The following is a 20,556-nucleotide window of genomic DNA, read 5'->3' on the forward strand; positions in this document are numbered from 1 at the left end:
TAGCAGATCGGCCCCGAATTCGGCGCTCGTCCACAGTGAGGGCGTCGTCCACAGGGCCGGCCGGTGGGGTGCGCGGGAGGGTGCCCGGGCCGGGCAGGGTGCTCGCGTGCGTTCCTCGATCTCTTACGCAGTGGTGTTGTTCCTCGTCGTCTGCCTGCCGGGGCCCTCCGCGTCTTCCCGGGCGACGCTGCCGGCCTCGGTCGGGCCGGTGTCGGGGCTACCTGCGGATGCCCCGGCTTCTGGTGCTTCGGCGACGGGCGGCTCGGCTGCGGGACTTCGGGGTGCGCCCGGTGGGCGGTTCCGGTGGCCGCTGCCGGGCGCGCCCCGGGTGGTGCGGCGCTTCGACCCGCCGCCGCAGCCCTGGCTGTCCGGGCACCGGGGTGTCGACCTCGCCGCCGAGCCGGGCGCGCCGGTGCTGGCGGCCGGCGCCGGGACCGTCCTGTTCGCCGGCACCGTCGCCGGCCGGCCGGTGCTCACCGTCGGCCATGCCGACGGGCTGCGCACCACATACGAACCGGTCCGCTCCCGGCTCGCCGCCGGTACCCGTGTGGACGCCGGCACGCCGGTCGGCGTCCTGCTCGCCGGGCATCCCGGGTGCGTGGAGGCGGCCTGCCTGCACTGGGGACTGCGACGCGACGCGGAGTACCTCGATCCGCTGGCCCTGCTCGGGCTCGGTCGCGTCCGGTTGCTGCCGCTGCACCCCGTCCGCCGACCTCGCCGGGTGATCGGGCGTGTCGCTCAGCCCTGGGCGAGCAGCGCAGGCAGCCGGACGGCCAGCCGGTCGTACTCGTCGGGGGTGTTGTAGACCTGTCCGCACAACCGCAGGTAGCCGCGCCCGTTCCAGCCGGCGATCGACACCTCGGCGGAGAGCCGGTCGGCGATCCGGGTCCGCAGCTCCCGGGCCGCGTCCAGCGTCGTCGCGACACCGGGCGGCAGCGGCACGAGCCGCATGGCGACCGCCGGTCCGCCGGGCTCCGGCAGCCGCTCCGGCGCCACACCGAGCGCGTCCCCGACGACCCGTTGCCCGTACGCGGCCAGCGCCGCGTTGTGCGCGCGTACCCGGTCCACGCCGAGGCTGCGCAACGTGAACAGGCCCACCGGCGCGGCCAGCCAGCCGGTGTAGTCGAGCGTCGCCTGCCACTCGACACGGACCGGGAAGCCGCTGTCCTGCTCCCACGAGACGACGAGCGGCTGGATCTTCTCCCGCCACTGCGGCGCCACCACGAGTACGGCGGTGCCGCGTGGCGCGTACGCCCATTTGTGCAGGTTGCCGACCCAGAAGTCGGCGCCTACCGACGCGACGGTGGCCGGCAGCATGCCCGGCGCGTGCGCGGCGTCCACCAGCACCGGCACGCCCTGCTCCCGGGCCACCGCGACGATCGCCGCGGTCGGGAAAAGCCGGGCGGTCGGCGAGGTGAGCTGGTCGACGATCAGCAGCCTGGTACGCCCGGGCCGCAGCCCGGTGCGGACGATCTCGACCACCTCCTCGTCGGTGGCGGTCAACGGCACCGGCAGCGTGCGGTGCACCGCCCCGGTGCGGGCGCACTCCCTGGCGATCGAGAGCGCCACCGCCCCGTACCCGTGGTCGGTGGTCACGATCTCGTCGCCGGGGCGCAGCGCCAGCGACTGCAACACCACGGCCGCGCCGGTGGTGGCGTTGCCGACGAGCGTGGTGCCGTCCGGGTCGGCGCCGAGGAACGCGGCCAGGTGACGGCGGGCGTGGGCGATCCGGTCGACCAGGCCCTGCGTGAAGAACCGCAGCGGGTTGGCCTCCATCTCGTCGCGCAGGCGCTGCTGGGCGCGTTGCACGGCGATCGGTACGGCGCCGAACGAGCCGTGGTTGAGATGGCTGACGGAGGGATCGAGGGAGAAGAGCAGCCGAGCCCCGGGAATCGGCTCGGGCGGCTGCGGCACCGTCATGCACCGATCCTAGCCCGGGATGGATCATGCGCCGGCCGCATTCGGTGGTCAGGCGCGGGGGTGTGCCTGGCGGTACGCGGCGCGGAGCCGCTCCACCGAGACGTGCGTGTAGATCTGGGTGCTGGCGAGCGACGAGTGCCCCAGCAGCTCCTGCACGGCGCGCAGGTCCGCGCCTCCTTCGAGCAGGTGCGTCGCTGCGGAGTGGCGCAGCCCGTGCGGCGTGACCCGCGGTACCCCGGCGGCCCCGGCCCAGCCGGACACGATCCGCCGCGCGGTGGTCGGGTTGAGCCGCCCGCCCCTAGCTCCGAGCAGCAGTGCCCGGCCCGAGCCCGGGGTCAGCAGAGTGGGCCGGCCGTCGCGCAGCCAGGCGTCGAGCGCCCGCTGGGCCGGCACTCCGTAGGGCACCGACCGCTCCCGCCCGCCCTTGCCCAGCACGCGTACCACCCGGCGGGCCTGGTCGACGTCTGTGACGTCGAGGCCGCACGCCTCGCTGACGCGTACCCCGGTGCCGTAGAGCAGTTCCAGCAGCAGCCGGTCGCGCAGCAGCACCGCGTCGGGCGGTCCGTCGCCGGCCGCCTCGGGGGCCGTTGCGTGGTCGCGTCCGAGCCCGGCGCCGTCGGGGTGGACCGTCGAGCGGTCGGCCTCGGGCGGGCCCGGGCGCTGCGACGGTGCCTCCACCAGGGCGGCGGCCTGGTCGGCGCGCAGCACCGTGGGCAGTTCCCGCCGGGCGCGAGGGCTGGCCAGCGGCGCGGCCACGTCGTCGGCGAGCAGGCCGGTGCGGTGCGCCCAGGCGCTGAACGTCCGGGCCGCGGCGGCGCGTCGCGCCATCGTCGTCCGGGCCGCTCCCACGGTCCGCTGCTTCGCCAGCCAGCTGCGCACCACGGCGAGGTCCAGCTCCGGCAGTTCGGCGCAGCCCATCCGGACGGCGTGATCCAGCAGCGACACGAGATCCGTGACGTACGCCCGGACGGTGTGGACGGAGCGGTTGCGCACCCGCGACAGATGATCGGCGAAGTCGTCCACCGCCTCGCGCATCGAGGCCGGCAGTTCCTCGTGTGCGTCCCGGGTGCCGCGCTGCCGTCTGCTCACCGCGGCACCCGGTCCGGGCGCACACGGTCGCGGCGGCGGAGGCGGACGGCGATCACCGCCCCAGCGTAAGGCCGGAGCGCCGCCCGTCGCCGTGCCGCCACCTCGCCGTGCCGCCCGGCTGTCGCTCCCGCCTTCGCGGCGGGTCGGCCGTCGCCCGTGGGCTGTGCCGTCCGCCACGTCGGCCGCGTCCTTCCGGCGTGGAAAGCGTGACGACGCGCTGAGCGGGGTGGCAGAAGCCGGTCTGGACAGGGGAAACTCATTCTGCGGCACGCTCCGGTGCGGCGACCGGCGGGCAGCGCGGCCGAGCCGGCCCCGACGGAGGCCGATCCGGCCGCGATCAGGCCAGTGCGTCCCCGTGACGGTGACGCCGGTACGAGGAGGCCGAGAGTGGGAGTGGACGCCGTCCTCTACCGGCAGATATCGGCGGGCACCGGTCGTCGCCGGCCCGCGTATGTCTCGATCGAGGCCGTCGCAGACCCGCAGGACGTGCTGCTCGACCTGCTCAAGCGTGTCCGGGGCGGCGGGCGGACCCGGCTGCTGGACCGCGTCGACCCGCTCGGTGAGCTGACAGTGAGCGCCGAGCGGATGCCGCAACTGCTCGCCGAGCTGCGGTGCCTGGCCGAGGTGGCCGGGGCGCCGGCGGAGGTCGACCACGTGCACCGGCTGGCCCGGCTCGTCCGCCGATGTGCCGAGCGCCGCGACGCCGAGATCCGGTTCGAGGGCGACTGACGCGCTCACCAACGGGCGACCGGTGGGGGCGGTGCGAGTGCGTATCCGTCGTCGCGGCGTACCACCATCGCCAGTTCCTCCAGCATGGACAGTTTGCGCATGGCGGTACGCAGGTCGACGCCCGCCCGCGCGGCGATGCTCTCCAGGTCGAGGGCCCGGCGGCGGGGCAGCGCCTCCAGCACCTGGGTGGCCTCCTCGTCGAGCCGGTCCCGGGGGCGTTCGGGCGCCCGGGCGGGCGGGGCCAGGTCGTACCCGATGCGTCCCACCTCCTCCAGCACGTGCGCGACGTTCGCTACCAGCCGTGCCTCCGGCCGTTCCCGCAGCACCTCGTGGCCACCGACGGACATCGCTGACGTGACCGGCCCGGGCACCACCATCGCCGGGCGGCGCAGGCCGAGCGCCCGGTTGAGTGTCTGGGTGGCGCCGCTGCGGGCGGCGGCCTCGACGAGGACAGTGCCGTTCGTCGCCGCCGCGATGACCCGGTTGCGGATGAGGAACCGGGGCCGCAACGGCTCCGCGCCCGGAACCCATTCGCTCACCAGCAGGCCGGTCTCGGCGATCCGGTCGAACAGCGCGGCGTTGCCCATCGGGTACGGGCGGTCCACGCCGCAGGCGAGCACGGCGACGGTGCGCCCGCCCGCTGTCAGCGCCCCGCGATGCGCGGCGGCGTCGATGCCGAACGCCCCGCCGGACACGACTGTCCACTCCCGGTCGGCGAGACCGTAGCCCAGCTCGGTGGCGATGTGCGCGCCGTAGGGGGTGGCCGCCCGCGCGCCGACGACCGCCACCGAGCGCGCCAGCGCCTCATCGAGCGGCCACGCTCCGCGTACCCAGAAACAGAGCGGCGGATCGGTCTCCACGTCGACCCGCCGGGTGGCCCCGGAGAGCGCCAGCCGGCGCAGGTCGCCGACCTGGGCGGGCCATTCGTCGTCGTCCGGGGTGACCAGCCGGGCCCCGAGCCGTTCGCCGCGGGCCAGCGCGTCGGCGGCGACCGCCCGGGCGTCCCCGGCAGCGCCGCGCGCCGCGACGGCCGACCGCAGCGTCCGCTCCGGCGCCCCGCCGGACAGCAGCAGATCGAGTGCGGCGACCGGGCCGAGCCGCTCGACCAGGGCGTACACCGACCGGGTGCCGGGTTCGGCGAGCCAGGTGAGCGCGACCCGCGCCAGCCGGCGATCGTCGGCGCTCACGCGCCCTGCCCGGTCCGGAGCTGGATGGCCTCCGCCACGTCGTCGTGGCCGGGCCGGTCCCGCCCGTCCAGGTCCGCGATGGTCCAGGCGAGCCGGAGTACGCGGTCGTAGCCGCGCGCGGACAGCGAACCGGTGTCGAGCCGGCGGCGCAGATCCGTGGTGACCCGGGCCGGCAGGTGCCACGGCGGCCGGCGCAGGTACGGGCCGGGGACGTCGGCGTTCACCCGGTGCCCGGTGGCCGTCCAGCGCTCGGCGGCGGCGTGCCGCGCGGCGACCACCCGGGCGGCGACGGTGGCCGAGGACTCCTGCGCGGCGCCGGTGCTCAGCAGCTCCGCCGCGCGTACCGCCTTCAGCTGGACCTGCACGTCCACCCGGTCGAGCAGCGGACCCGACAACCGCCCCAGGTAGCGTCGCCGGGCCGGCGGCGGGCACTCGCAGTCGACGTCGCCGGACGGTTTCGCGCACGGGCAGGGATTGGCCGCCAGCACCAGTTGGGTGCGGGCCGGGTACTCGGTGGCGCCCCGGGTACGCGCCACCCGCACCCGGCCGCTCTCCAGCGGCTGCCGCAACGCCTCCAGCGCGCCCTTGCTGAACTCGGGCGCCTCGTCCAGGAACAGGACCCCGCGGTGGGCGAGCGACACCGCGCCGGGCCGGGCCAGCCCGGAACCGCCTCCGACGAGCGCTGGCACCGTGGCGGTGTGGTGCGGCGCCTGGAACGGGGGACGGCGCAACAGCCCGCCGCCGGGTGGCAGCAGACCGGCGATCGAGTGCAGCGCGGTCACCTCCAGGGCTGCCTCGTCGTCCAGCTCGGGCAGGATCGACGGCAGCCGTTCGGCGAGCATGGTCTTGCCGGCGCCGGGCGGACCGAGCAGTGCGAGGTGGTGGCCACCGGCGGCGGCGATCTCCAGCGCGCGCCGCCCGAGCGGCTGCCCGGCCACGTCGGCCAGGTCGGGCCCGGCCGTGCCGCCGGCCGGGACGTGGGCGGGCGGGGCGAGCAGCGGGCTGCCGTCGCGGACGTGGGCGACGAGCCGGTGCAGCGTGTCGACCGCGTGCACGCGTACGCCCGGGATGACTGCCGCCTCGGCGGCGTTGCCGGCGGGTACGACGACGCGGGTGTGCCCGGCGCGGGCGGCGGCGGCGACCATCGGCAGCGTGCCGCGGACGGGGCGTACCGTGCCGTCGAGGCCGAGTTCACCGAGCACGACAGTGGCGTCAAGCGCGACCGGTGGCAGTTCACCCGAGCCGGCCAGGACGGCGAGCGCGATGGCGAGGTCGAACGCCGAGCCGTACTTCGGCAGTGTGGCAGGAAGCAGGTTGAGCGTGATGCGCCGGTTGGGCCACTTCTGGCCGGAGTTGACGATCGCGGCGCGGACCCGGTCGCGCGCCTCGTGAAGCGCGGTGTCCGGCAGGCCGGAGATGATCACGGCGGGCAGGCCGGGCGCCAGGTCGGCCTCGACCTCGACGAGATGTCCGGCGACTCCGGCCAGGCCGACGCTCAGCACTTTCGCGTACCCCATCTCAGAACGCGCCGCGGACGTGCTCGACGCGGGCGGGGCCGGTGAGCGGGAGCCGGACGGAGAGCACGTCGAAGCGGACCTCGTCGGCGGTGGTGCCGGTCTCGGCGAGCCAGCGCGCGGCCAGGCCGCGCAGCCGGCGGGCCTTGGCCGGTACGACGGCCTCGGCGGGGGAGCCGAACTGCTCGGTACGGCGCGTCTTGACCTCGCAGATGGCCAGGACCGGGCCCTCCCAGGCGATGATGTCGATCTCGCCCTCGGGGCAGCGCCAGTTGCGGGCGACCGGGCGCAGGCCCGTCTCGATCAGGTGCCGTAGCGCGCACCGCTCGCCGTACGCCCCGACGGCTCGGTTCCGGTTCGTCATGCCGGCCAGGATGCGACCGGCGGACGGGAGCGGGGGCGTCGTGCGGGGCCGCCCTGTGGACAAGGTGCCGCCTGTGGACGGAACGACGATCATGACTCCGATCTGCTACGGAGAGCGCGGGAGAGACGTGAGGCTTGCATGAATCGGTACGTCGAGCGGCTCGCGCGGATGGTGCCGCCTCCCGCCCGGTCGAGCGCGCCACCGAACTGGCCGGCGGTGGAGCGCTCGCTCGGCTTCGCGCTCCCCGGCGACTTCCCCTACCCGGACGTCGCGCCGATCTTCACGCCGTACGGCTACTGAGCGTGTTTTGTCGGCGACCCGGCGATATCGGCGCTGACCTGGGCCGATCCTCGGGAGGCCCGAATGGCGCGGCTGGAGCCCGTCGCATACCGTGCCGGTCGTGGACGGACGACGCAGCTATTCCGAGGATGAGCAGGGGTCGCGATGGGGCGACCGGGGATACGAGTCGGACTGGCGCGCCGCGGGCGAGCCCCGCTACCGCGACGACGACTACCGCACGCCCGAGCAGCGCGCCGGTGACAGCCGGTACGCCGAGCCGGGCCGGTACTCCGCCGCCGATCCGCTGGTGGACGACACGAGCAGCTGGCGGTCGCAGCGGCCGGACGACCCGGAGGTCTCCGGTGAGCTGCCCGGGTCGCGCGCCGGCCGTCGCGCGGCACGCGAGTCGGCGGCCGACCCGCTCGGCGCGGTGTCCCGCAGCGGCGTCGACGCGCTCGGCACCGCCGCGCACGGTAACCCGCTGTCGAGCACGCTCGGTGCGCCGGCAACCGCCCCGCTGACCGGCGCCGCACCGGCCGGTGCCGACCCGTACGGCCTCATCGTCCACGGCAGCGACCCGGCGGGCGGCGCCGACGCCCGGAGCGCTGCTGCCGGCGTCGAGAAGCCCCGGCTCAGCCCGATCGGCGGCTACCCGGTCGTCGAGCCGGCGCCTGGTGCCGACGGCGGGGCCGAAACGGCCGCCGCGGCACGGCTGAACCCCGGCGAGGCCACTCCGCTGCGAATCGGCGAGCGTCCGGGTGGTCCGGCCCAGCCGGCGGCGACCCCGAACCCGCTGGAGATGCCGACCGGCCCGATGCCGGCACTCATGCCCCGACCGGACGGTCCGCCGCCCGGCGACGGCGTCTACCGGACCCGGCGCCCCGCGCTGGCGGTGCTGCTGGCGGCGCTGGTGCTGGTGCTGGAGGTGCCGGCGGTGCGGGTGCTGCTGCACGGCCTGTTCGGCGACCCGGTGTCGACGTCGCACGTGGTGGTGGGCATCTTCCTGGTGGTGGGTCTGCCGATCTTCGGCACCGGCCTGTACGGGCTGCGCACCGGCGGGCTGGCGCTCGCCGACGGCAGCCGGGGCTGGCTGCGCCCGCCGACCGCCTACCTGACCGTCGGCCTGGTCCTCTTCCTCGCCGCCGCCCTCGCGGCCGGCTGAGCCCGACCCCAGTACGCCGGAGTGGCGGTGTCACCGACAGGGTGACGCCGCCACTTCGCCGTCCTGGAGTCGATCAAGGCGCACCTGGAGTCGATCACGCCGGCCTCCGCACCCGGGGGCCGGGCAGCGGAGAGGGCGCGTACACTGGTCGACTGGCGACCGCCTCGCGCGGTCGACCTCGCGTGCCCTCTCCACGGTCTCCTCCGTGGGGCGACGGCCTCCCTGGTCCCGGTCTGACGTACCGGGCCCACCCTGGCCGGCGACCGGGCGCCAGGCGTCCGGCCGCCGGCTGGACGGACAACCAGGGACAACGTAGGAGTAACCCACCATGGCCGTCGTGACCATGCGTCAGCTGCTGGAAAGCGGTGTGCACTTCGGGCACCAGACCCGCCGCTGGAACCCGAAGATGAAGCGCTTCATCTTCACCGAGCGCAACGGTATCTACATCATCGACCTGCGCCAGACGCTCGACTACATCGAGAAGGCGTACGAGTTCGTCCGCACCACCGTCGCCGGTGGCGGCAGCATCCTGTTCGTCGGCACCAAGAAGCAGGCCCAGGAGGCCATCGCCGAGCAGGCGACCCGGGTCGGCCAGCCGTACGTGAACCACCGCTGGCTCGGTGGCATGCTGACCAACTTCCAGACCGTGTACAAGCGGCTGCAGCGGATGAAGGAGCTGGAGGCCCTGGGTGACCTGAGCGGCACCGCCGCCGGTTACACCAAGAAGGAGACGCTCCAGCTCTCCCGCGAGAAGATCAAGCTCACCAAGACCCTCGGTGGTCTGCGGGACATGCAGAAGCTCCCGGCCGCGGTCTGGATCGTCGACACCAAGAAGGAGCACATCGCCGTCGACGAGGCCCGCAAGCTGGGCATCCCGGTGATCGCGGTGCTCGACACCAACTGCGACCCGGACGAGGTCGACTTCCCGATCCCGGGCAACGACGACGCCATCCGCTCGGCCGAGCTGCTGACCAAGGTCGTCGCCGCCGCCGTCGCCGACGGTCTGATCGCCCGTTCCGGCCGCAACCGGGGCGCGGACGAGAAGCCCGAGGCCGGCCAGGTCGCCGCCGACGAGCCGCTGGCCGAGTGGGAGCGCGAGCTGCTCGAGGAGCCGAAGAAGGCCGACGAGCAGCCCGCCGCCGCCGAGCCGGCCGCGCCGGCCGCCGAGCAGCCGGCGACCGCCTCCGCGGAGTGATCTCGCCGTCGCGTCCCCACCGTCCGGGTTCCCGGCGGTGGGACGCGACGGGTACGCCGGGCAGAACCGGCCCGGAACCGGGTAACCAGCACCCCAGACCACCTCACTGACACCGAAGAGAGAGTCATGTCCAACTTCACCGCCGCGGACGTCAAGAAGCTCCGCGACCTCACCGGCGCCGGCATGATGGACTCCAAGAAGGCGCTGACCGAGGCCGAGGGCGACTTCGACAAGGCCGTCGAGATCCTGCGCGTCAAGGGCGCCAAGGACGTCGGCAAGCGGGCCGGGCGCACCGCCGCCAACGGCCTGATCGCCCACTCCGGCCAGGCGCTGCTCGAGCTCAACTGCGAGACCGACTTCGTCGCCAAGAACGACGCCTTCATCGCGCTGGCCCAGCAGCTGGTCGAGCACGGCGTGGCCAGCGGCGCCACCAACGCCGAGGAGCTGCTCGCCAGCAGCATCGACGGCAAGAGCGTGGCCGACCTGATCCAGGAGCAGTCCGCCAAGATCGGCGAGAAGCTGGTGCTCAACCGCTTCGCCAAGCTGGACGGCACCACCGCGGTCTACATGCACCGCAAGAGCCAGGACCTGCCCCCGGCGGTCGGCGTGCTGGTCGAGTTCACCGGCAAGTCGGACGAGGCGGCGGACGCCGACGCGCGCGCCGTGGCCATGCAGATCGCCGCGATGCGGCCGAAGTACCTCACCCGCGACGAGGTGCCGGCCGAGACCGTCGAGTCCGAGCGGCGCATCGCCGAGCAGACCGCCCGCGAGGAGAACAAGCCCGAGGCGGCGCTGCCGAAGATCGTCGAGGGCCGGGTCAACGCCTTCTTCAAGGACTTCGTCCTGCTGGAGCAGGCGTCGGTCGCCGACAACAAGAAGACCGTCAAGCAGGTGCTGGCCGACGCCGGCATCGAGGTGACCCGCTTCCTGCGGTTCGAGGTCGGCCAGGCCTGAGCCGCCGCACCGGGCCGTCCGGCCCGGGCACAGGGGAGAACGTCGACGAGGAGGCCGCCGGTGTACGCGACAGGCACCGCGGCCTCCTCGTCACATAGGGTCGGCAGGGGCACGTACGCGACGCTCGCGCGATGCGCGGGGAGAAGGGGCGGGGCGGATGACGCAGGTTGTGAGTGACCGGAGCCTGGCGGCGGAGGACCCGACCGCCCCTCCGCCCGGTCGGTCCCGCCGGGTGGTGCTGAAGCTCTCCGGTGAGGTCTTCGGCGGCGGCGCGATCGGCGTCGACCCCGACGTGGTGCAGGGCATCGCCCGCCAGATCGCCACCGTGGTACGCCGCGGCGTGCAGGTGTCGGTGGTGGTCGGCGGCGGCAACTTCTTCCGCGGCGCCGAGCTGCAGAAGCGCGGTATGGACCGGGCCCGCGCCGACTACATGGGCATGCTGGGCACGGTCATGAACTGCCTGGCCCTCCAGGACTTCCTGGAGAAGGAGGGCATCGAGACCCGGGTGCAGAGCGCCATCACGATGGCCCAGGTCGCCGAGCCGTACATCCCGCTGCGCGCGATCCGCCACCTGGAGAAGGGCCGTGTGGTCATCTTCGGCGCCGGCGCCGGCATGCCGTACTTCTCCACCGACACGGTCGCCGCCCAGCGGGCGCTGGAGATCCGTGCGGACGTGGTGCTGATGAGCAAGAACGGCGTGGACGCGGTCTACACCGCCGACCCCCGGATCGACCCGACCGCGAGCAAGCTCGACTCGATCACCTTCTCCGAGGTGCTGCGCCGTAACCTGCGGGTGGCCGACGCCGCCGCGTTCAGCCTCTGCATGGAGAACGGCCTGCCGATGCTGGTCTTCGGCGCCCAGGGCGACGACACCATCGTCCGGGCCGTCGGGGGCGAGAAGATCGGCACCCTGATCACCGCCTGACCGGCCCGCCGGACCGGCAGCGGTCCCTCTGCCACGGCAGCACCCGCACCACACACGACGAGCGACAGAAGGAGGCGAGGAGACCGGTGATCGACGACACCCTCCTCGAGGCGGAGGAGAAGATGGAGCGTGCCATCGAGCACGCCAAGGAGGAGTTCGGCGGCATCCGTACCGGACGCGCCAACGCCGCCATGTTCTCCCGGATCGTCATCGACTACTACGGCAGCCCGACCCCGCTGCCGCAGATGGCGTCCATCGCGGTGCCCGAGCCGCGCATGGTCATCATCAAGCCGTACGACAACTCGCAGCTGGGCGCCATGGAGAAGGCGATCCGCGACTCGGACCTCGGGGCCAACCCGAACAACGAGGGCAACCAGCTCCGCATCGTCCTGCCGCAGATGACCGAGGAGCGGCGCCGCGACATGATCAAGGTCGCCCGGCAGAAGGGCGAGGAGGCCAAGGTCGCCGTCCGCAACATCCGCCGCAAGGCCAAGGAGGAGCTGGACCGCCTGGTCAAGGACGGCGAGGTCGGCGAGGACGAGGGCCGGCGCGCGGAGAAGGAGCTGGACGACCTGACCCAGCGCTTCGTCGCCGGCGTCGACGAGCTGGTCAAGCACAAGGAGAGCGAGCTGCTCGAAGTCTGAGCACCCGCGTACCTCGCACGGCACCGCGCCGCCGTCGCCCGCCCGGGCGGCGGCCCGGTGCCGTCGTCGTGCCCGGCGGCGCACACCCTCGGGGCCGGGGCGGGTGCAGTAGGCTCGGCACGATTCCCGACCACCACGGGGTGAACGGCGGGAGTCGCCCGGCCGTCGGTCGGTAAACAGGAAGTCTCACGCCGGTAGGGGATGGTCTTGGTCTTGCGTCATGTGGTGGCTCTCGTACCGGCTGCCGGTGCGTGATGTCCCACCCCGACCCCTACGGCAACACCGAGTCGCGTGGCTGGGACCGCCCGGCCGCCCCGGCCCTGCCCTGGCCGGACACCGACCTGGAACCCGGCCCCTGGCGACCCGGCCCGGCCGCGCACACCCACCCCGCCGAGCCGGACACCTACGCCCGTCCCGGAGCAGGCCCGGACACGTACGCCGGTCCGGACACCTATGCCGCTCCGGACACGTACGCCGGGCCGTACCCGACGACCTCGCGGCACCACGACGGCCCGGGCCGGTACGACGGACCGCCGGCCGGCGACAGCGGGCGGCCCGCCGGGCCGGACCACGACGGGCCGTGGGGTGAGCCCGCCCGCGACGACGAGTACCCGACCGCGCAGATCGCGCCGGTGCGTGCCGAGCCCACCGAGCAGATCCCGGCGGTACGCGACGAGCCCGTCTCGGAGCCGCCGGCCGGCCGCCGCGGGCCGGGGCGCCGGCGGGCGAGCGCCGAGCGCCCGCCGACCACCGCGCCGAAGACGTCCCGGGCGGGGCGCAACCTGCCGGCCGCGATCGGCGTCGGGGTGGCCCTCGGCGCGGCGGTCGTGGTGCCGCTGTTCTTCTTCATGCCGGCGTTCCTCGCCGTGCTCGCGACCGCTGTGGGGATCGGCATCTGGGAGATGGCCCGCGCGGTACGCCGCAGCGGCGCCCACCCGCCGCTGGCGCCGCTGGTCGCCGGTGGCGTGATCACCGTGGGCCTGGCCTGGTACGCGGGCCCCGACGCGCTCTGCCTCGGCCTGCTGGTCACGGTGCTGGGCACGATGATCTGGCGGCTGGGCGACGGGCCCGGCAACTACCAGCGCGACCTGACCGCGGCCACCTTGATCGCGGTGTACGTGCCGTTCCTCGCCGGGTTCGCGGCGATGCTCGCGGCGGCGCCCGGTGACGGGCACCTGCGGGTGCTGGTGACGCTGGCGGCGGTGGTGCTCTCCGACACCGGCGGGTACGCCGCGGGCGTGTCGTTCGGCAAGCACCCGATGGCGCCCACGATCAGCCCGAAGAAGTCCTGGGAAGGCTTCGCCGGCTCGGTGACCGCCGCGGCGGCGGGCAGCGCGGCGCTGCTGTGGGCGTTGTTCGACGTGGCCCCCTGGTGGGGTGCGCTGTTCGGGATGGCGATCTCGGTCTCGGCGGTGCTCGGTGACCTCGCCGAGTCGATGATCAAGCGGGATCTGGGCGTCAAGGACATGAGCAACCTGCTGCCCGGGCACGGCGGCCTGATGGACCGGCTCGACTCGATCCTGTTCGCCGTGCCGGTGGCGTACCTGCTGCTCGCCGTCTTCGTTCCGGTGGTGAACTGAGGCATGCGTCACGGCGGCGACCCGCTGCGGGCCGGGTGGCCGGGGGCGATTCGACACGTACGGACGGGTGCGTCCGGGCGGGAGCGTGTCAGACTGGACGCGCCATGACGAGTCTTCCGCTGATCTCCGTAGACCCCGACGCCCGCGGCCGCCGGCCCGCGATGCCTCCCCGCCACCTCGCCGACCTGGACCTGCCGGGCCGGCAGGCGCTCGTCACCGAGCTGGGTGAGCCCGCGTTCCGCGCCAAGCAGGTCTCCAACCACTACTTCGGCCGCCTGGTGCGCGACGCGGAGCGGATGACCGACCTGCCGGCCGCGACCCGGGAGCGGCTGGCGGGTGAGCTGCTGCCCACGCTGCTCACCCCGGTCCGCGAGCTGGCCTGCGACGACGGCGCGACCCGCAAGGCGCTCTGGCGGCTGCACGACGGCTCGCTGGTGGAGAGCGTGCTGATGGGCTACCCGGACCGGGTGACCGTCTGCATCTCCAGCCAGGCCGGCTGCGGCATGGCCTGCCCGTTCTGCGCCACCGGCCAGGCCGGGCTGACCCGTAACCTGTCCACCGCCGAGATCGTCGACCAGGCGGTCTACCTGGCCGGGGTGGCCGCCTCCGGCGCCGTGTCCGGGTCGCCGCCGCGGCTGTCGCACGTGGTGTTCATGGGCATGGGCGAGCCGCTCGCGAACTACTCGCGGGTGGTGGCGGCGATCCGCCGGCTGGTCGCCCCGGCGCCGGAGGGACTGGGCCTGTCGCAGCGGCACATCACCGTCTCGACCGTCGGTCTGGTGCCGGCGATCCGCCGACTGGCCAGCGAAGACCTCTCGGTGACCCTTGCGCTGTCGCTGCACGCCCCCGATGATGAGCTGCGCGACGAACTCGTCCCGGTCAACCAGCGCTGGAAGGTGTCCGAGGTGCTGGACGCGGCGTGGGACTACGCGGCCACGACGGGGCGTCGCGTGTCCATCGAATACGCGATGATCAAGGACGTGAACGATCAGCCGTGGAGAGCCGATCTGCTCGGGCGGCTACTGGCCGGCAAGCTGGCCCACGTGAACCTGATCCCGCTCAACCCGACTCCGGGCAGCCGCTGGGACGCCAGCCCGAAGCCGGTCGAGCGGGAGTTCGTCCGGCGGTTGCGCGACGCCGGGGTGTCGACCACGGTGCGCGACACCCGGGGACGCGAGATCGACGGGGCCTGTGGGCAGCTCGCCGCCGCCGGGGACACGGACGGCGACTCACGCGCGGCAACGGCGTAGCGGTACGAGACCAGGAGACATAGTGGCGAGTCAGGGTCAGCGTTTCCGGCGTAAGGCGCTCCGCCGGGGCTACAAGGTCGACGAGGTCGACGCCTTCCTGGACCGGGTCGAGGCGACACTCGACGGCCAGCCGATCGGCGCGCCCGTGGCCTCCCAGGAGGTCCACGACGTCGTCTTCCGGGTCCGGTTCAACGGCTACGACGAGTGGCAGGTCGACCTGCACCTCGACCGGGTCGAGCGGCAGCTCGCCGAGCTGGAGGAGCGCGGTGGCGCGCCGGCCGGGCGCGGTGGCGACCCCCGGATGGCCGACCGGCTCGGCCCGCCGATGCGCGACGACCGGGGCATGTCGCCGGTGCCGCAGCCGCCGATGCCACCCCGCCAGATGCCAGCCCAGCCCGGCCCGCCCGCCGACCGGTACGGCAACCGCTACGACGAGCCGACCGGCGCGTTCGCCGGTGGCTACGACGGCCCGCGCGGTGGCTACGACGGCCCCCGTGGCCCGGGTGGCCCCGGCCCGATGGGCCCGGGCGCGCCGATGGGGCACGGCGGCCCGCCGCCGCGCGGCCTGCCGCCCGGCCCGGGCGGTTACGGCCCGCCGGACAACGGTCCCGGTGGGTACGGTCCGCCGGACAACGGCCCGGGTGGCTACGGTCCCCCGGACAGCGGTCCCGGTGGGTACGGCCAGGAGGAGCGCTTCGACGGGTTCGAGGCCGGTCGGCGTGCCCGTGCCGACATGACCGCCGAGATCCGCATGCCCGAGCGTGAGCTGCGTGGTCGTGGCCCCGGCGGCCCGCCGGCGCTGCCGCAGCAGGGTTACGGCGCACCGGAGCCCGGCTATGGTCCGCCGGACCCGGGTTACGGGCCGCCGGACCAGGGCTACGGCCCGGGCCCCTCGATGACCGGCCCGCCGCTCGTGAGCCCGCCGGTCGCCGGTCCGCCGATGGTGGGGCCGCCGATGGCCGGCCCGCCCGGCAGCGACCTGCACCGGGTCGACCAGATCCGGCGCAGCTTCCAGGTCCGGCGGTTCGGCAGCGGGTACGACCCGGATCAGGTCGACCGGTTCTTCGAGACGCTGCTCGGCGGCATGCAGGGGCGCAACCCGATGCCGGTGAACCCGAAGGAACTCGACACGCTGCGCTTCGGGCTGGTGCCCGGTGGCTACTTCGAGGCCGAGGTCGACGCGGCGCTCAAGGACGTGCAGGACATCCTGCTCGGCCGCTGACCCCGCCTCCCGAGACGACGAAGGGCCCGCCCCCCGGTGAGGGGGCGGGCCCTTCGCGCACTACCGTGGGCGCCGCGCGTCAGGACCGCAGGCCGTTGCGGCGCAGCACGGCGTCGCCGATGACGATGGCGATCAGCAGTCCGGCGATCCCGAACAGCCAGATGTGCTCCACCCGGCCCTCCTCGATCCCGCAGAGCGCCATCAGTACCAAAGCCACCGCCGACAGCACCGCACCGATCCGTCCGGACTTGCGGTGTCCGGGCTTGTGCTGATCTGGCGCGGTTACCGGCTCGTCTCCTGCCACTGTCGGTCCTTCCCTCGCGATCGGATCTCCGATCAGTCTGGCACGGCCCCAACCGGGCCCGGCGCAGGGTCCGACCTCCTGTGCCGGGGATGACCCGGGCGGGCGACAGCGGGCGGGCGGCGCGGCCCGGGTCGTTGGTCCCGTACCGGTGGGGGCGGATGGCCACTACCGGCGTCGCGGGACGGCGAGCACACTGCCTCCGGTAGCGTCTTGACGTACACCTTGATGCCTTTTTGAGGAGGACTGCGGTGCGAGTGACCGGTACGGGGCATGCCAGCATGCGGATCGACACGGCCGCGGGCAGCATCCTGTGCGACCCGTGGGTCAACCCCGCCTACTTCGCCTCGTGGTTCCCCTTCCCGGACAACTCCCTGCTCGACTGGGCAACCCTCGGCCAGGTCGACTACCTGTACGTGTCGCACCTGCACCGGGACCACTTCGACGCGAAGCACCTGCGTGACTTCGTGTCGAAGGACGCCACCGTCCTGCTGCCCGAGTTCCCCACCTCGGAGATGGAGGACGAGTTCCGGGAACTGGGCTTCACCAAGTTCCTCAAGGCCCCGAACGAGCAGGTCGTGGAGCTACCAGGCGGCCTGAAGATCATGATTCAGGCGCTGACCAGCCCGACCGACGGCCCGATCGGCGACTCGTCGCTCTGGGTCGAGTACGACGGCGTGCGGCTGCTCAACCAGAACGACGCCCGCCCGACCGACCTGAGCGTGTTCGCCGAGCTGGGCCACGTGCACGCGCACATGCTCCAGTTCTCCGGCGCGATCTGGTACCCGATGGTCTACGAGCTGCCGCAGGCGGCGAAGACCGCGTTCGGCAAGCAGAAGCGGGACCGGCAGTTCGACCGCACCTGGCGCTACATCGACGACCTGAAGGCCGACCACGTCTTCCCGATCGCCGGCCCGCCGTGCTTCCTCGACGACGAGCTGTGGCAGTTCAACGACATCTTCGGCGACGAGGGCAACATCTTCCCCGACCAGTCGGTGTTCCTGGCCGAGTATGCCAAGGTCGGCGGCACCAACGGCATCGTGCTGCTGCCGGGCAGCGTCTCGGAGGTCACCACCGAGGGCGCGACCACCACGCACCCGGTGCCGGTGGAGGAGTTCTTCGCGAACAAGGTCGCCCACCTGGAGGAGATGCGGGAGCGCAAGCGCGGCGTCATCGAGGCGGAGAAGGCGTCCTGGCGGCACCCCGAGGTGGACGTGCTGGGTGAGATGAAGCGCCGGATCGAGCCGCTGCTGGACGAGTCGATCTACCTGGCCAAGGGCGTCGGCGGGCCGGTCCGCTTCGACCTGGTCGGCTACGACGGCGCCGAGGTCGAATCCATCGTGGTGGACTTCCCGGGCAAGGAGGTCCGGCCGTACGCGGACGAGAAGGTCCGCTACCGGTTCCGGACCGAGCGGGCGCTGATCGAGCACCTGCTGCACATCGGCGAGGTGGACTGGGTCAACTCCCTCTTCCTGTCCTGCCGTTTCTCCGCGGCCCGCATCGGCCAGTACAACGAGTTCGTCTACGCCTTCTTCAAGTGCCTGTCCGAGGAACGCCTCCAGTACGCCGAGGGCTGGTACGACGAGCACGAGCGGGCGGTCGACGCCGAGGACATCACGCTCGACGGCTGGGTGGTGCAGCGGCGCTGCCCGCACCTGAAGGCGGACCTGAGCCGGTTCGGCATCGTCGACGGCGACCAGCTCACCTGCCAGCTGCACGGCTGGAAGTTCGACCTGGCCAGCGGGCGCTGCCTGACCAGTGTCGGGCACAAGATCCGCGCGCACCGCGCCGACGCGGAGACCCCGGCGCCGGCCGGGGAAGCGGCCGTCTGACGAGTTCCGCCCCGTCCGCCGCCCTCGGCACGCGACCATCGGTCGGGAGGGGGCGGTGTGACGGGTGCGGACAGGGAACCGGCGTACCGGTTCGGGCGTGGCAACGAGATGGCGCGCGACGCCTCCCGGGTGGAGGCGTTCAGCGACGCTGTCATCGCCATCGTGCTCACCCTGATGGCCGTCGAGCTGCTGTCGTTCGACCCGGACACGCCGCAGGACGACGGTCTGCCGGCCGCGCTGCTGCACGAGTGGCGCGCCTACCTGGCGTACGTGATCACCTTCGCCATCGTCGGCCAGGTCTGGCTGACCCACCACAACATGTGGCGGTACGTCCGCCGGGTCGACCAGATGCTGCTGGTGCTGAACCTGCTGCTGCTGATGTTCGTGGCGGCGATCCCGTTCACCGCCGACCTGCTCGCGGACAACCTGCGCGGCACCGTCGGCGACCAGCGGCTGACCGCCGCGCTGTACGCGGGCGTGGTGCTCGGTGAGGCGCTGTTCTTCAACCTGAGCTGGTGGTGGGCGCGCCGCCGCGGGCTGCTGCAACCGGGCCTGGACCCGAGGCTGGCGCGGGCGGTGGCCCGCCGGTTCCGCCTCGGTCCGCTGCTCTACCTGGTCGCGTTCGCGATCGTGTTCGTCGACCCGGTGCTGAGCCTGCTGGCGTACCTGCTGCTGGTCGGCGTCTACCTGGTGCGCGGGCCGGGCGACCTCCCGCCCGCCGGTCAGGAGGCACCCGACACGCCGTGAGGACTCAGCCCAGGTCGGCGAGGATGCGGCGGGCGGCGTTGTGCCCGGCGGCGCCGATCACGCTGCCCGCCGGATGGCAGCCGGCGCTGCCCGCGTACACCCCGTCCACCCCCGTCGCGTACGGCATCCGGTCGGTGAACGACACAGTGTTGTCGACGTGGTGGATGTGCCCGCCGGTGATGCCGAAGTGCGCCTCGATGCCGGGCGGCGGCAGCGGCACCGCGTCCGCGACCAGGTCACCGGCGCCCGGGGCGTACCGCTCGCAGATCGCGAGCAGCCGCTCCACGTAGCCGGGCAGCGCCGCCTCCCAGGTGGTGCCGGCCAGCTCGTAGGGGACCGACTGCACGAACAGCGCCGACGAGTGGTGGCCCGCCTCGTCGGACAGTGATGGGTCGACAGTGGTGTGCAGGTACCACTCGATCGTCGGCTCCTCCGGCAGCCGCCCGGCCCGCACGTCCGCCCACATGCCGCGCAGCGCCGCCATCGGCGACTCGCCGCCGTCGCCGACGAGCGAGGCCGAGCCGGGCAGCAGGTGGATCGTCGACCCGAACGGGCTCGGCGCGTCGGTCGGCAGGCAGGAGAAGCGCGGCAGCCCGGTCAGCGCCAGGTTGAGCTTGAGCGTGGTGCCGGGGCGGCGGACCGCCGCCATCCGCGCGCCCAGCTCCGCCGGGAGCGCGCCGTCGGGCAGCAGCTCCATCAGCCGGTACGGGTCACAGGCGCCGAGCACCACAGGGGCGTCCACCTCCCGCCCGTCGGCGAGCGTCACCCCGGCGGCGGCGCCTCCGGCCAGCCGGATCGCTGTGACCGGCGCGTCGGCCACGATCCGCGCCCCGGCGCGCACGGCGGCCTCGGCGAACGTGCGGGACACCGTACCCATGCCGCCCCGGGTGATCATCCAGGTGCCGTCCGCGCCGGGTAGCCGGCACATGTTGTGCACCAGGAAGTTGTGCCCGGTGCCGGGGTCGTCCGGTCCGGCGTTCAGCCCGGACAGGCCGTCGGTGACCGCGTACATGCTGACCAGCAGCTCGGAGCGGAAGTCGAAGCGGGCCAGGTGGTCGGCGACCGAGCCGCGGACCAGGTCGACGAAGACCTGCCGCAGCGCGGGCCGCACGTAACGCTCGGCGGTCTCCTCGACCGGCAGCGGCTCGGCCAGCCACGCCGGGGCGAGATCCTCCCGCAGTTGGGCCAGCTCGGCGTGCAGCGCGTCGTCGGCGGCGACGTCGGCGGGGGAGAACATCTCCGCGAGCTGCCGCCGGCTCGCCGCCACGTCGCTGCCGGCCAGCAGGTACGGCGAACCGAGCCCGCCCGGCGTGGGCAGGAAGTAGTGCGGGTCGCGGCGTAGCACCGGGATGGTCACGTCGAGCGTGGCCAGCAGCTCCGGCGGCATCAGCCCGAGCAGGTACGACCCGGTGGAGTGACGCAGCCCCGGCACCTTCGGGAACGGGTTCTCGGTGCGGGTCGCCCCGCCGATCACGCCTGATGCCTCCAGCACCAGCACGTCCAGGCCGGCGCGGGCCAGCAGGATCGCCGAGACCAGGCCGTTGTGCCCGGCGCCGACCACCACGACGTCGGCGCGGGACGACAGCTCACTCGCGTCGCTCATGGCGTGCCGGCTGGGCATGCGCTCACGGCCCTCGCTTCGCTCGGTGCGTTCGCTCATGC

20 protein-coding genes are annotated in these 20,556 nt (G+C 73.7%); 13 read left to right on the plus strand and 7 right to left on the minus strand.

Features of this window, described 5'->3' with window-relative positions; translation table 11 throughout:
- Window positions 1-106: 106 nt before the first annotated feature.
- Window positions 107-805, plus strand: coding sequence for a murein hydrolase activator EnvC family protein (locus tag O7611_RS05120; RefSeq protein ID WP_442929326.1), 699 nt, complete (start codon window positions 107-109; stop codon window positions 803-805).
- On the opposite strand, the gene O7611_RS05125 is transcribed toward O7611_RS05120, so the two are convergent.
- Both O7611_RS05125 and O7611_RS05130 read right to left on the minus strand, forming a co-directional pair.
- Window positions 739-1,920, minus strand: coding sequence for an aminotransferase class V-fold PLP-dependent enzyme (locus O7611_RS05125; RefSeq protein WP_194799722.1), 1,182 nt, complete (start codon window positions 1,918-1,920; stop codon window positions 739-741). The two genes, O7611_RS05120 and O7611_RS05125, sit on opposite strands and share 67 nt — an antisense overlap.
- 48 nt (window positions 1,921-1,968) lie before the next feature.
- A complete protein-coding gene (locus O7611_RS05130; RefSeq protein WP_194799836.1) occupies window positions 1,969-2,955 on the minus strand; it encodes a tyrosine recombinase XerC in 987 nt (328 codons plus the stop codon).
- 441 nt (window positions 2,956-3,396) lie between these two features.
- Between O7611_RS05130 and O7611_RS05135 the strand changes: the two genes are divergently transcribed.
- Window positions 3,397-3,738 (plus strand): hypothetical protein, encoded by a 342-nt coding sequence (locus O7611_RS05135; protein WP_269696293.1) that lies wholly within the window; start codon window positions 3,397-3,399, stop codon window positions 3,736-3,738.
- Window positions 3,739-3,743: 5 nt separating this feature from the next.
- Here the strand turns inward: O7611_RS05135 and O7611_RS05140 are convergent, their stop codons facing one another.
- Genes O7611_RS05140 through O7611_RS05150 form a run of 3 tightly spaced genes read right to left on the minus strand, consistent with a single transcriptional unit; the run spans window position 3,744 to window position 6,803 of the window.
- Window positions 3,744-4,925, minus strand: coding sequence for a DNA-processing protein DprA (locus tag O7611_RS05140; RefSeq protein WP_194799724.1), 1,182 nt, complete (start codon window positions 4,923-4,925; stop codon window positions 3,744-3,746).
- Complete coding sequence (locus O7611_RS05145; protein ID WP_269696294.1) at window positions 4,922-6,442, minus strand: YifB family Mg chelatase-like AAA ATPase; 1,521 nt, start codon at window positions 6,440-6,442, stop codon at window positions 4,922-4,924. The genes O7611_RS05140 and O7611_RS05145 overlap by 4 nt, the downstream gene beginning before the upstream one ends.
- A gap of 1 nt (window position 6,443) precedes the next feature.
- Window positions 6,444-6,803 carry a YraN family protein gene (locus O7611_RS05150; RefSeq protein WP_194799734.1) on the minus strand — a complete coding sequence of 120 codons (360 nt, stop codon included), beginning with the start codon at window positions 6,801-6,803 and terminating at the stop codon, window positions 6,444-6,446.
- A 138-nt stretch (window positions 6,804-6,941) separates the two neighbouring features.
- Here O7611_RS05150 and O7611_RS05155 point away from each other — a divergent pair, with 138 nt between their 5' ends.
- The 9 genes from O7611_RS05155 (at window position 6,942) to O7611_RS05195 (ending at window position 16,014) form a co-directional block, all read left to right on the plus strand.
- A complete protein-coding gene (locus O7611_RS05155; RefSeq protein ID WP_194799735.1) occupies window positions 6,942-7,103 on the plus strand; it encodes a hypothetical protein in 162 nt (53 codons plus the stop codon).
- A 91-nt stretch (window positions 7,104-7,194) separates the two neighbouring features.
- Window positions 7,195-8,244: a hypothetical protein gene (locus tag O7611_RS05160; RefSeq protein ID WP_194799736.1), complete on the plus strand. Its 1,050-nt coding sequence runs from the start codon at window positions 7,195-7,197 to the stop codon at window positions 8,242-8,244.
- A gap of 328 nt (window positions 8,245-8,572) precedes the next feature.
- Entirely contained in the window at window positions 8,573-9,439 is an 867-nt protein-coding gene (gene rpsB / locus O7611_RS05165) for a 30S ribosomal protein S2 (protein ID WP_194799737.1), read from the plus strand.
- 126 nt (window positions 9,440-9,565) lie between these two features.
- On the plus strand, window positions 9,566-10,393 hold the full coding sequence (gene tsf / locus O7611_RS05170) for a translation elongation factor Ts (protein ID WP_030269902.1): 828 nt from the start codon (window positions 9,566-9,568) through the stop codon (window positions 10,391-10,393).
- Window positions 10,394-10,550: 157 nt separating this feature from the next.
- The gene (gene pyrH, locus O7611_RS05175; protein WP_013284607.1) at window positions 10,551-11,318 is read left to right on the plus strand and encodes a UMP kinase; all 768 of its coding nucleotides are present in this window, start codon (window positions 10,551-10,553) and stop codon (window positions 11,316-11,318) included.
- Window positions 11,319-11,404: 86 nt separating this feature from the next.
- The gene (gene frr, locus O7611_RS05180) at window positions 11,405-11,962 is read left to right on the plus strand and encodes a ribosome recycling factor (RefSeq protein ID WP_013284608.1); all 558 of its coding nucleotides are present in this window, start codon (window positions 11,405-11,407) and stop codon (window positions 11,960-11,962) included.
- A 254-nt stretch (window positions 11,963-12,216) separates the two neighbouring features.
- On the plus strand, window positions 12,217-13,542 hold the full coding sequence (locus O7611_RS05185; protein ID WP_194799738.1) for a phosphatidate cytidylyltransferase: 1,326 nt from the start codon (window positions 12,217-12,219) through the stop codon (window positions 13,540-13,542).
- A gap of 104 nt (window positions 13,543-13,646) precedes the next feature.
- A complete protein-coding gene (gene rlmN / locus O7611_RS05190) occupies window positions 13,647-14,792 on the plus strand; it encodes a 23S rRNA (adenine(2503)-C(2))-methyltransferase RlmN (RefSeq protein ID WP_135243775.1) in 1,146 nt (381 codons plus the stop codon).
- A 22-nt stretch (window positions 14,793-14,814) separates the two neighbouring features.
- Window positions 14,815-16,014, plus strand: a complete 1,200-nt coding sequence (locus O7611_RS05195) for a DivIVA domain-containing protein (protein ID WP_194799739.1) — start codon at window positions 14,815-14,817, stop codon at window positions 16,012-16,014.
- Between the two features lie 79 nt (window positions 16,015-16,093).
- Here the strand turns inward: O7611_RS05195 and O7611_RS05200 are convergent, their stop codons facing one another.
- Entirely contained in the window at window positions 16,094-16,318 is a 225-nt protein-coding gene (locus O7611_RS05200) for a hypothetical protein (protein WP_013284612.1), read from the minus strand.
- 248 nt (window positions 16,319-16,566) lie between these two features.
- On the opposite strand from O7611_RS05200, the gene O7611_RS05205 reads away from it, so the two are divergent.
- Entirely contained in the window at window positions 16,567-18,147 is a 1,581-nt protein-coding gene (locus O7611_RS05205) for a Rieske 2Fe-2S domain-containing protein (RefSeq protein ID WP_194799740.1), read from the plus strand.
- A 108-nt stretch (window positions 18,148-18,255) separates the two neighbouring features.
- On the plus strand, window positions 18,256-18,894 hold the full coding sequence (locus tag O7611_RS05210; RefSeq protein ID WP_194799837.1) for a TMEM175 family protein: 639 nt from the start codon (window positions 18,256-18,258) through the stop codon (window positions 18,892-18,894).
- A 4-nt stretch (window positions 18,895-18,898) separates the two neighbouring features.
- Here the strand turns inward: O7611_RS05210 and O7611_RS05215 are convergent, their stop codons facing one another.
- Window positions 18,899-20,497 (minus strand): phytoene desaturase family protein, encoded by a 1,599-nt coding sequence (locus O7611_RS05215; protein WP_194799838.1) that lies wholly within the window; start codon window positions 20,495-20,497, stop codon window positions 18,899-18,901.
- Window positions 20,498-20,556 lie beyond the last annotated feature (59 nt).

Source organism: Micromonospora sp. WMMC273 (assembly GCF_027460285.1).
GTDB lineage: Bacteria > Actinomycetota > Actinomycetes > Mycobacteriales > Micromonosporaceae > Micromonospora > Micromonospora aurantiaca.

What these genes read in the sequence shown, in the direction of transcription:
- O7611_RS05125 (WP_194799722.1), bottom strand. Translation starts at nt 1,920, where the DNA reads ATGACGGTGCCGCAGCCGCCCGAGCCGATTCCCGGGGCTCGGCTGCTC.
- O7611_RS05130 (WP_194799836.1), bottom strand. Translation starts at nt 2,955, where the DNA reads ATGCGCGAGGCGGTGGACGACTTCGCCGATCATCTGTCGCGGGTGCGC.
- O7611_RS05145 (WP_269696294.1), bottom strand. Translation starts at nt 6,442, where the DNA reads ATGGGGTACGCGAAAGTGCTGAGCGTCGGCCTGGCCGGAGTCGCCGGA.
- O7611_RS05150 (WP_194799734.1), bottom strand. Translation starts at nt 6,803, where the DNA reads ATGACGAACCGGAACCGAGCCGTCGGGGCGTACGGCGAGCGGTGCGCG.
- O7611_RS05155 (WP_194799735.1), top strand. Translation starts at nt 6,942, where the DNA reads ATGAATCGGTACGTCGAGCGGCTCGCGCGGATGGTGCCGCCTCCCGCC.
- rpsB (WP_194799737.1), top strand. Translation starts at nt 8,573, where the DNA reads ATGGCCGTCGTGACCATGCGTCAGCTGCTGGAAAGCGGTGTGCACTTC.
- tsf (WP_030269902.1), top strand. Translation starts at nt 9,566, where the DNA reads ATGTCCAACTTCACCGCCGCGGACGTCAAGAAGCTCCGCGACCTCACC.
- pyrH (WP_013284607.1), top strand. Translation starts at nt 10,551, where the DNA reads ATGACGCAGGTTGTGAGTGACCGGAGCCTGGCGGCGGAGGACCCGACC.
- O7611_RS05185 (WP_194799738.1), top strand. Translation starts at nt 12,217, where the DNA reads ATGTCCCACCCCGACCCCTACGGCAACACCGAGTCGCGTGGCTGGGAC.
- rlmN (WP_135243775.1), top strand. Translation starts at nt 13,647, where the DNA reads ATGACGAGTCTTCCGCTGATCTCCGTAGACCCCGACGCCCGCGGCCGC.
- O7611_RS05210 (WP_194799837.1), top strand. Translation starts at nt 18,256, where the DNA reads ATGGCGCGCGACGCCTCCCGGGTGGAGGCGTTCAGCGACGCTGTCATC.
- O7611_RS05215 (WP_194799838.1), bottom strand. Translation starts at nt 20,497, where the DNA reads ATGAGCGACGCGAGTGAGCTGTCGTCCCGCGCCGACGTCGTGGTGGTC.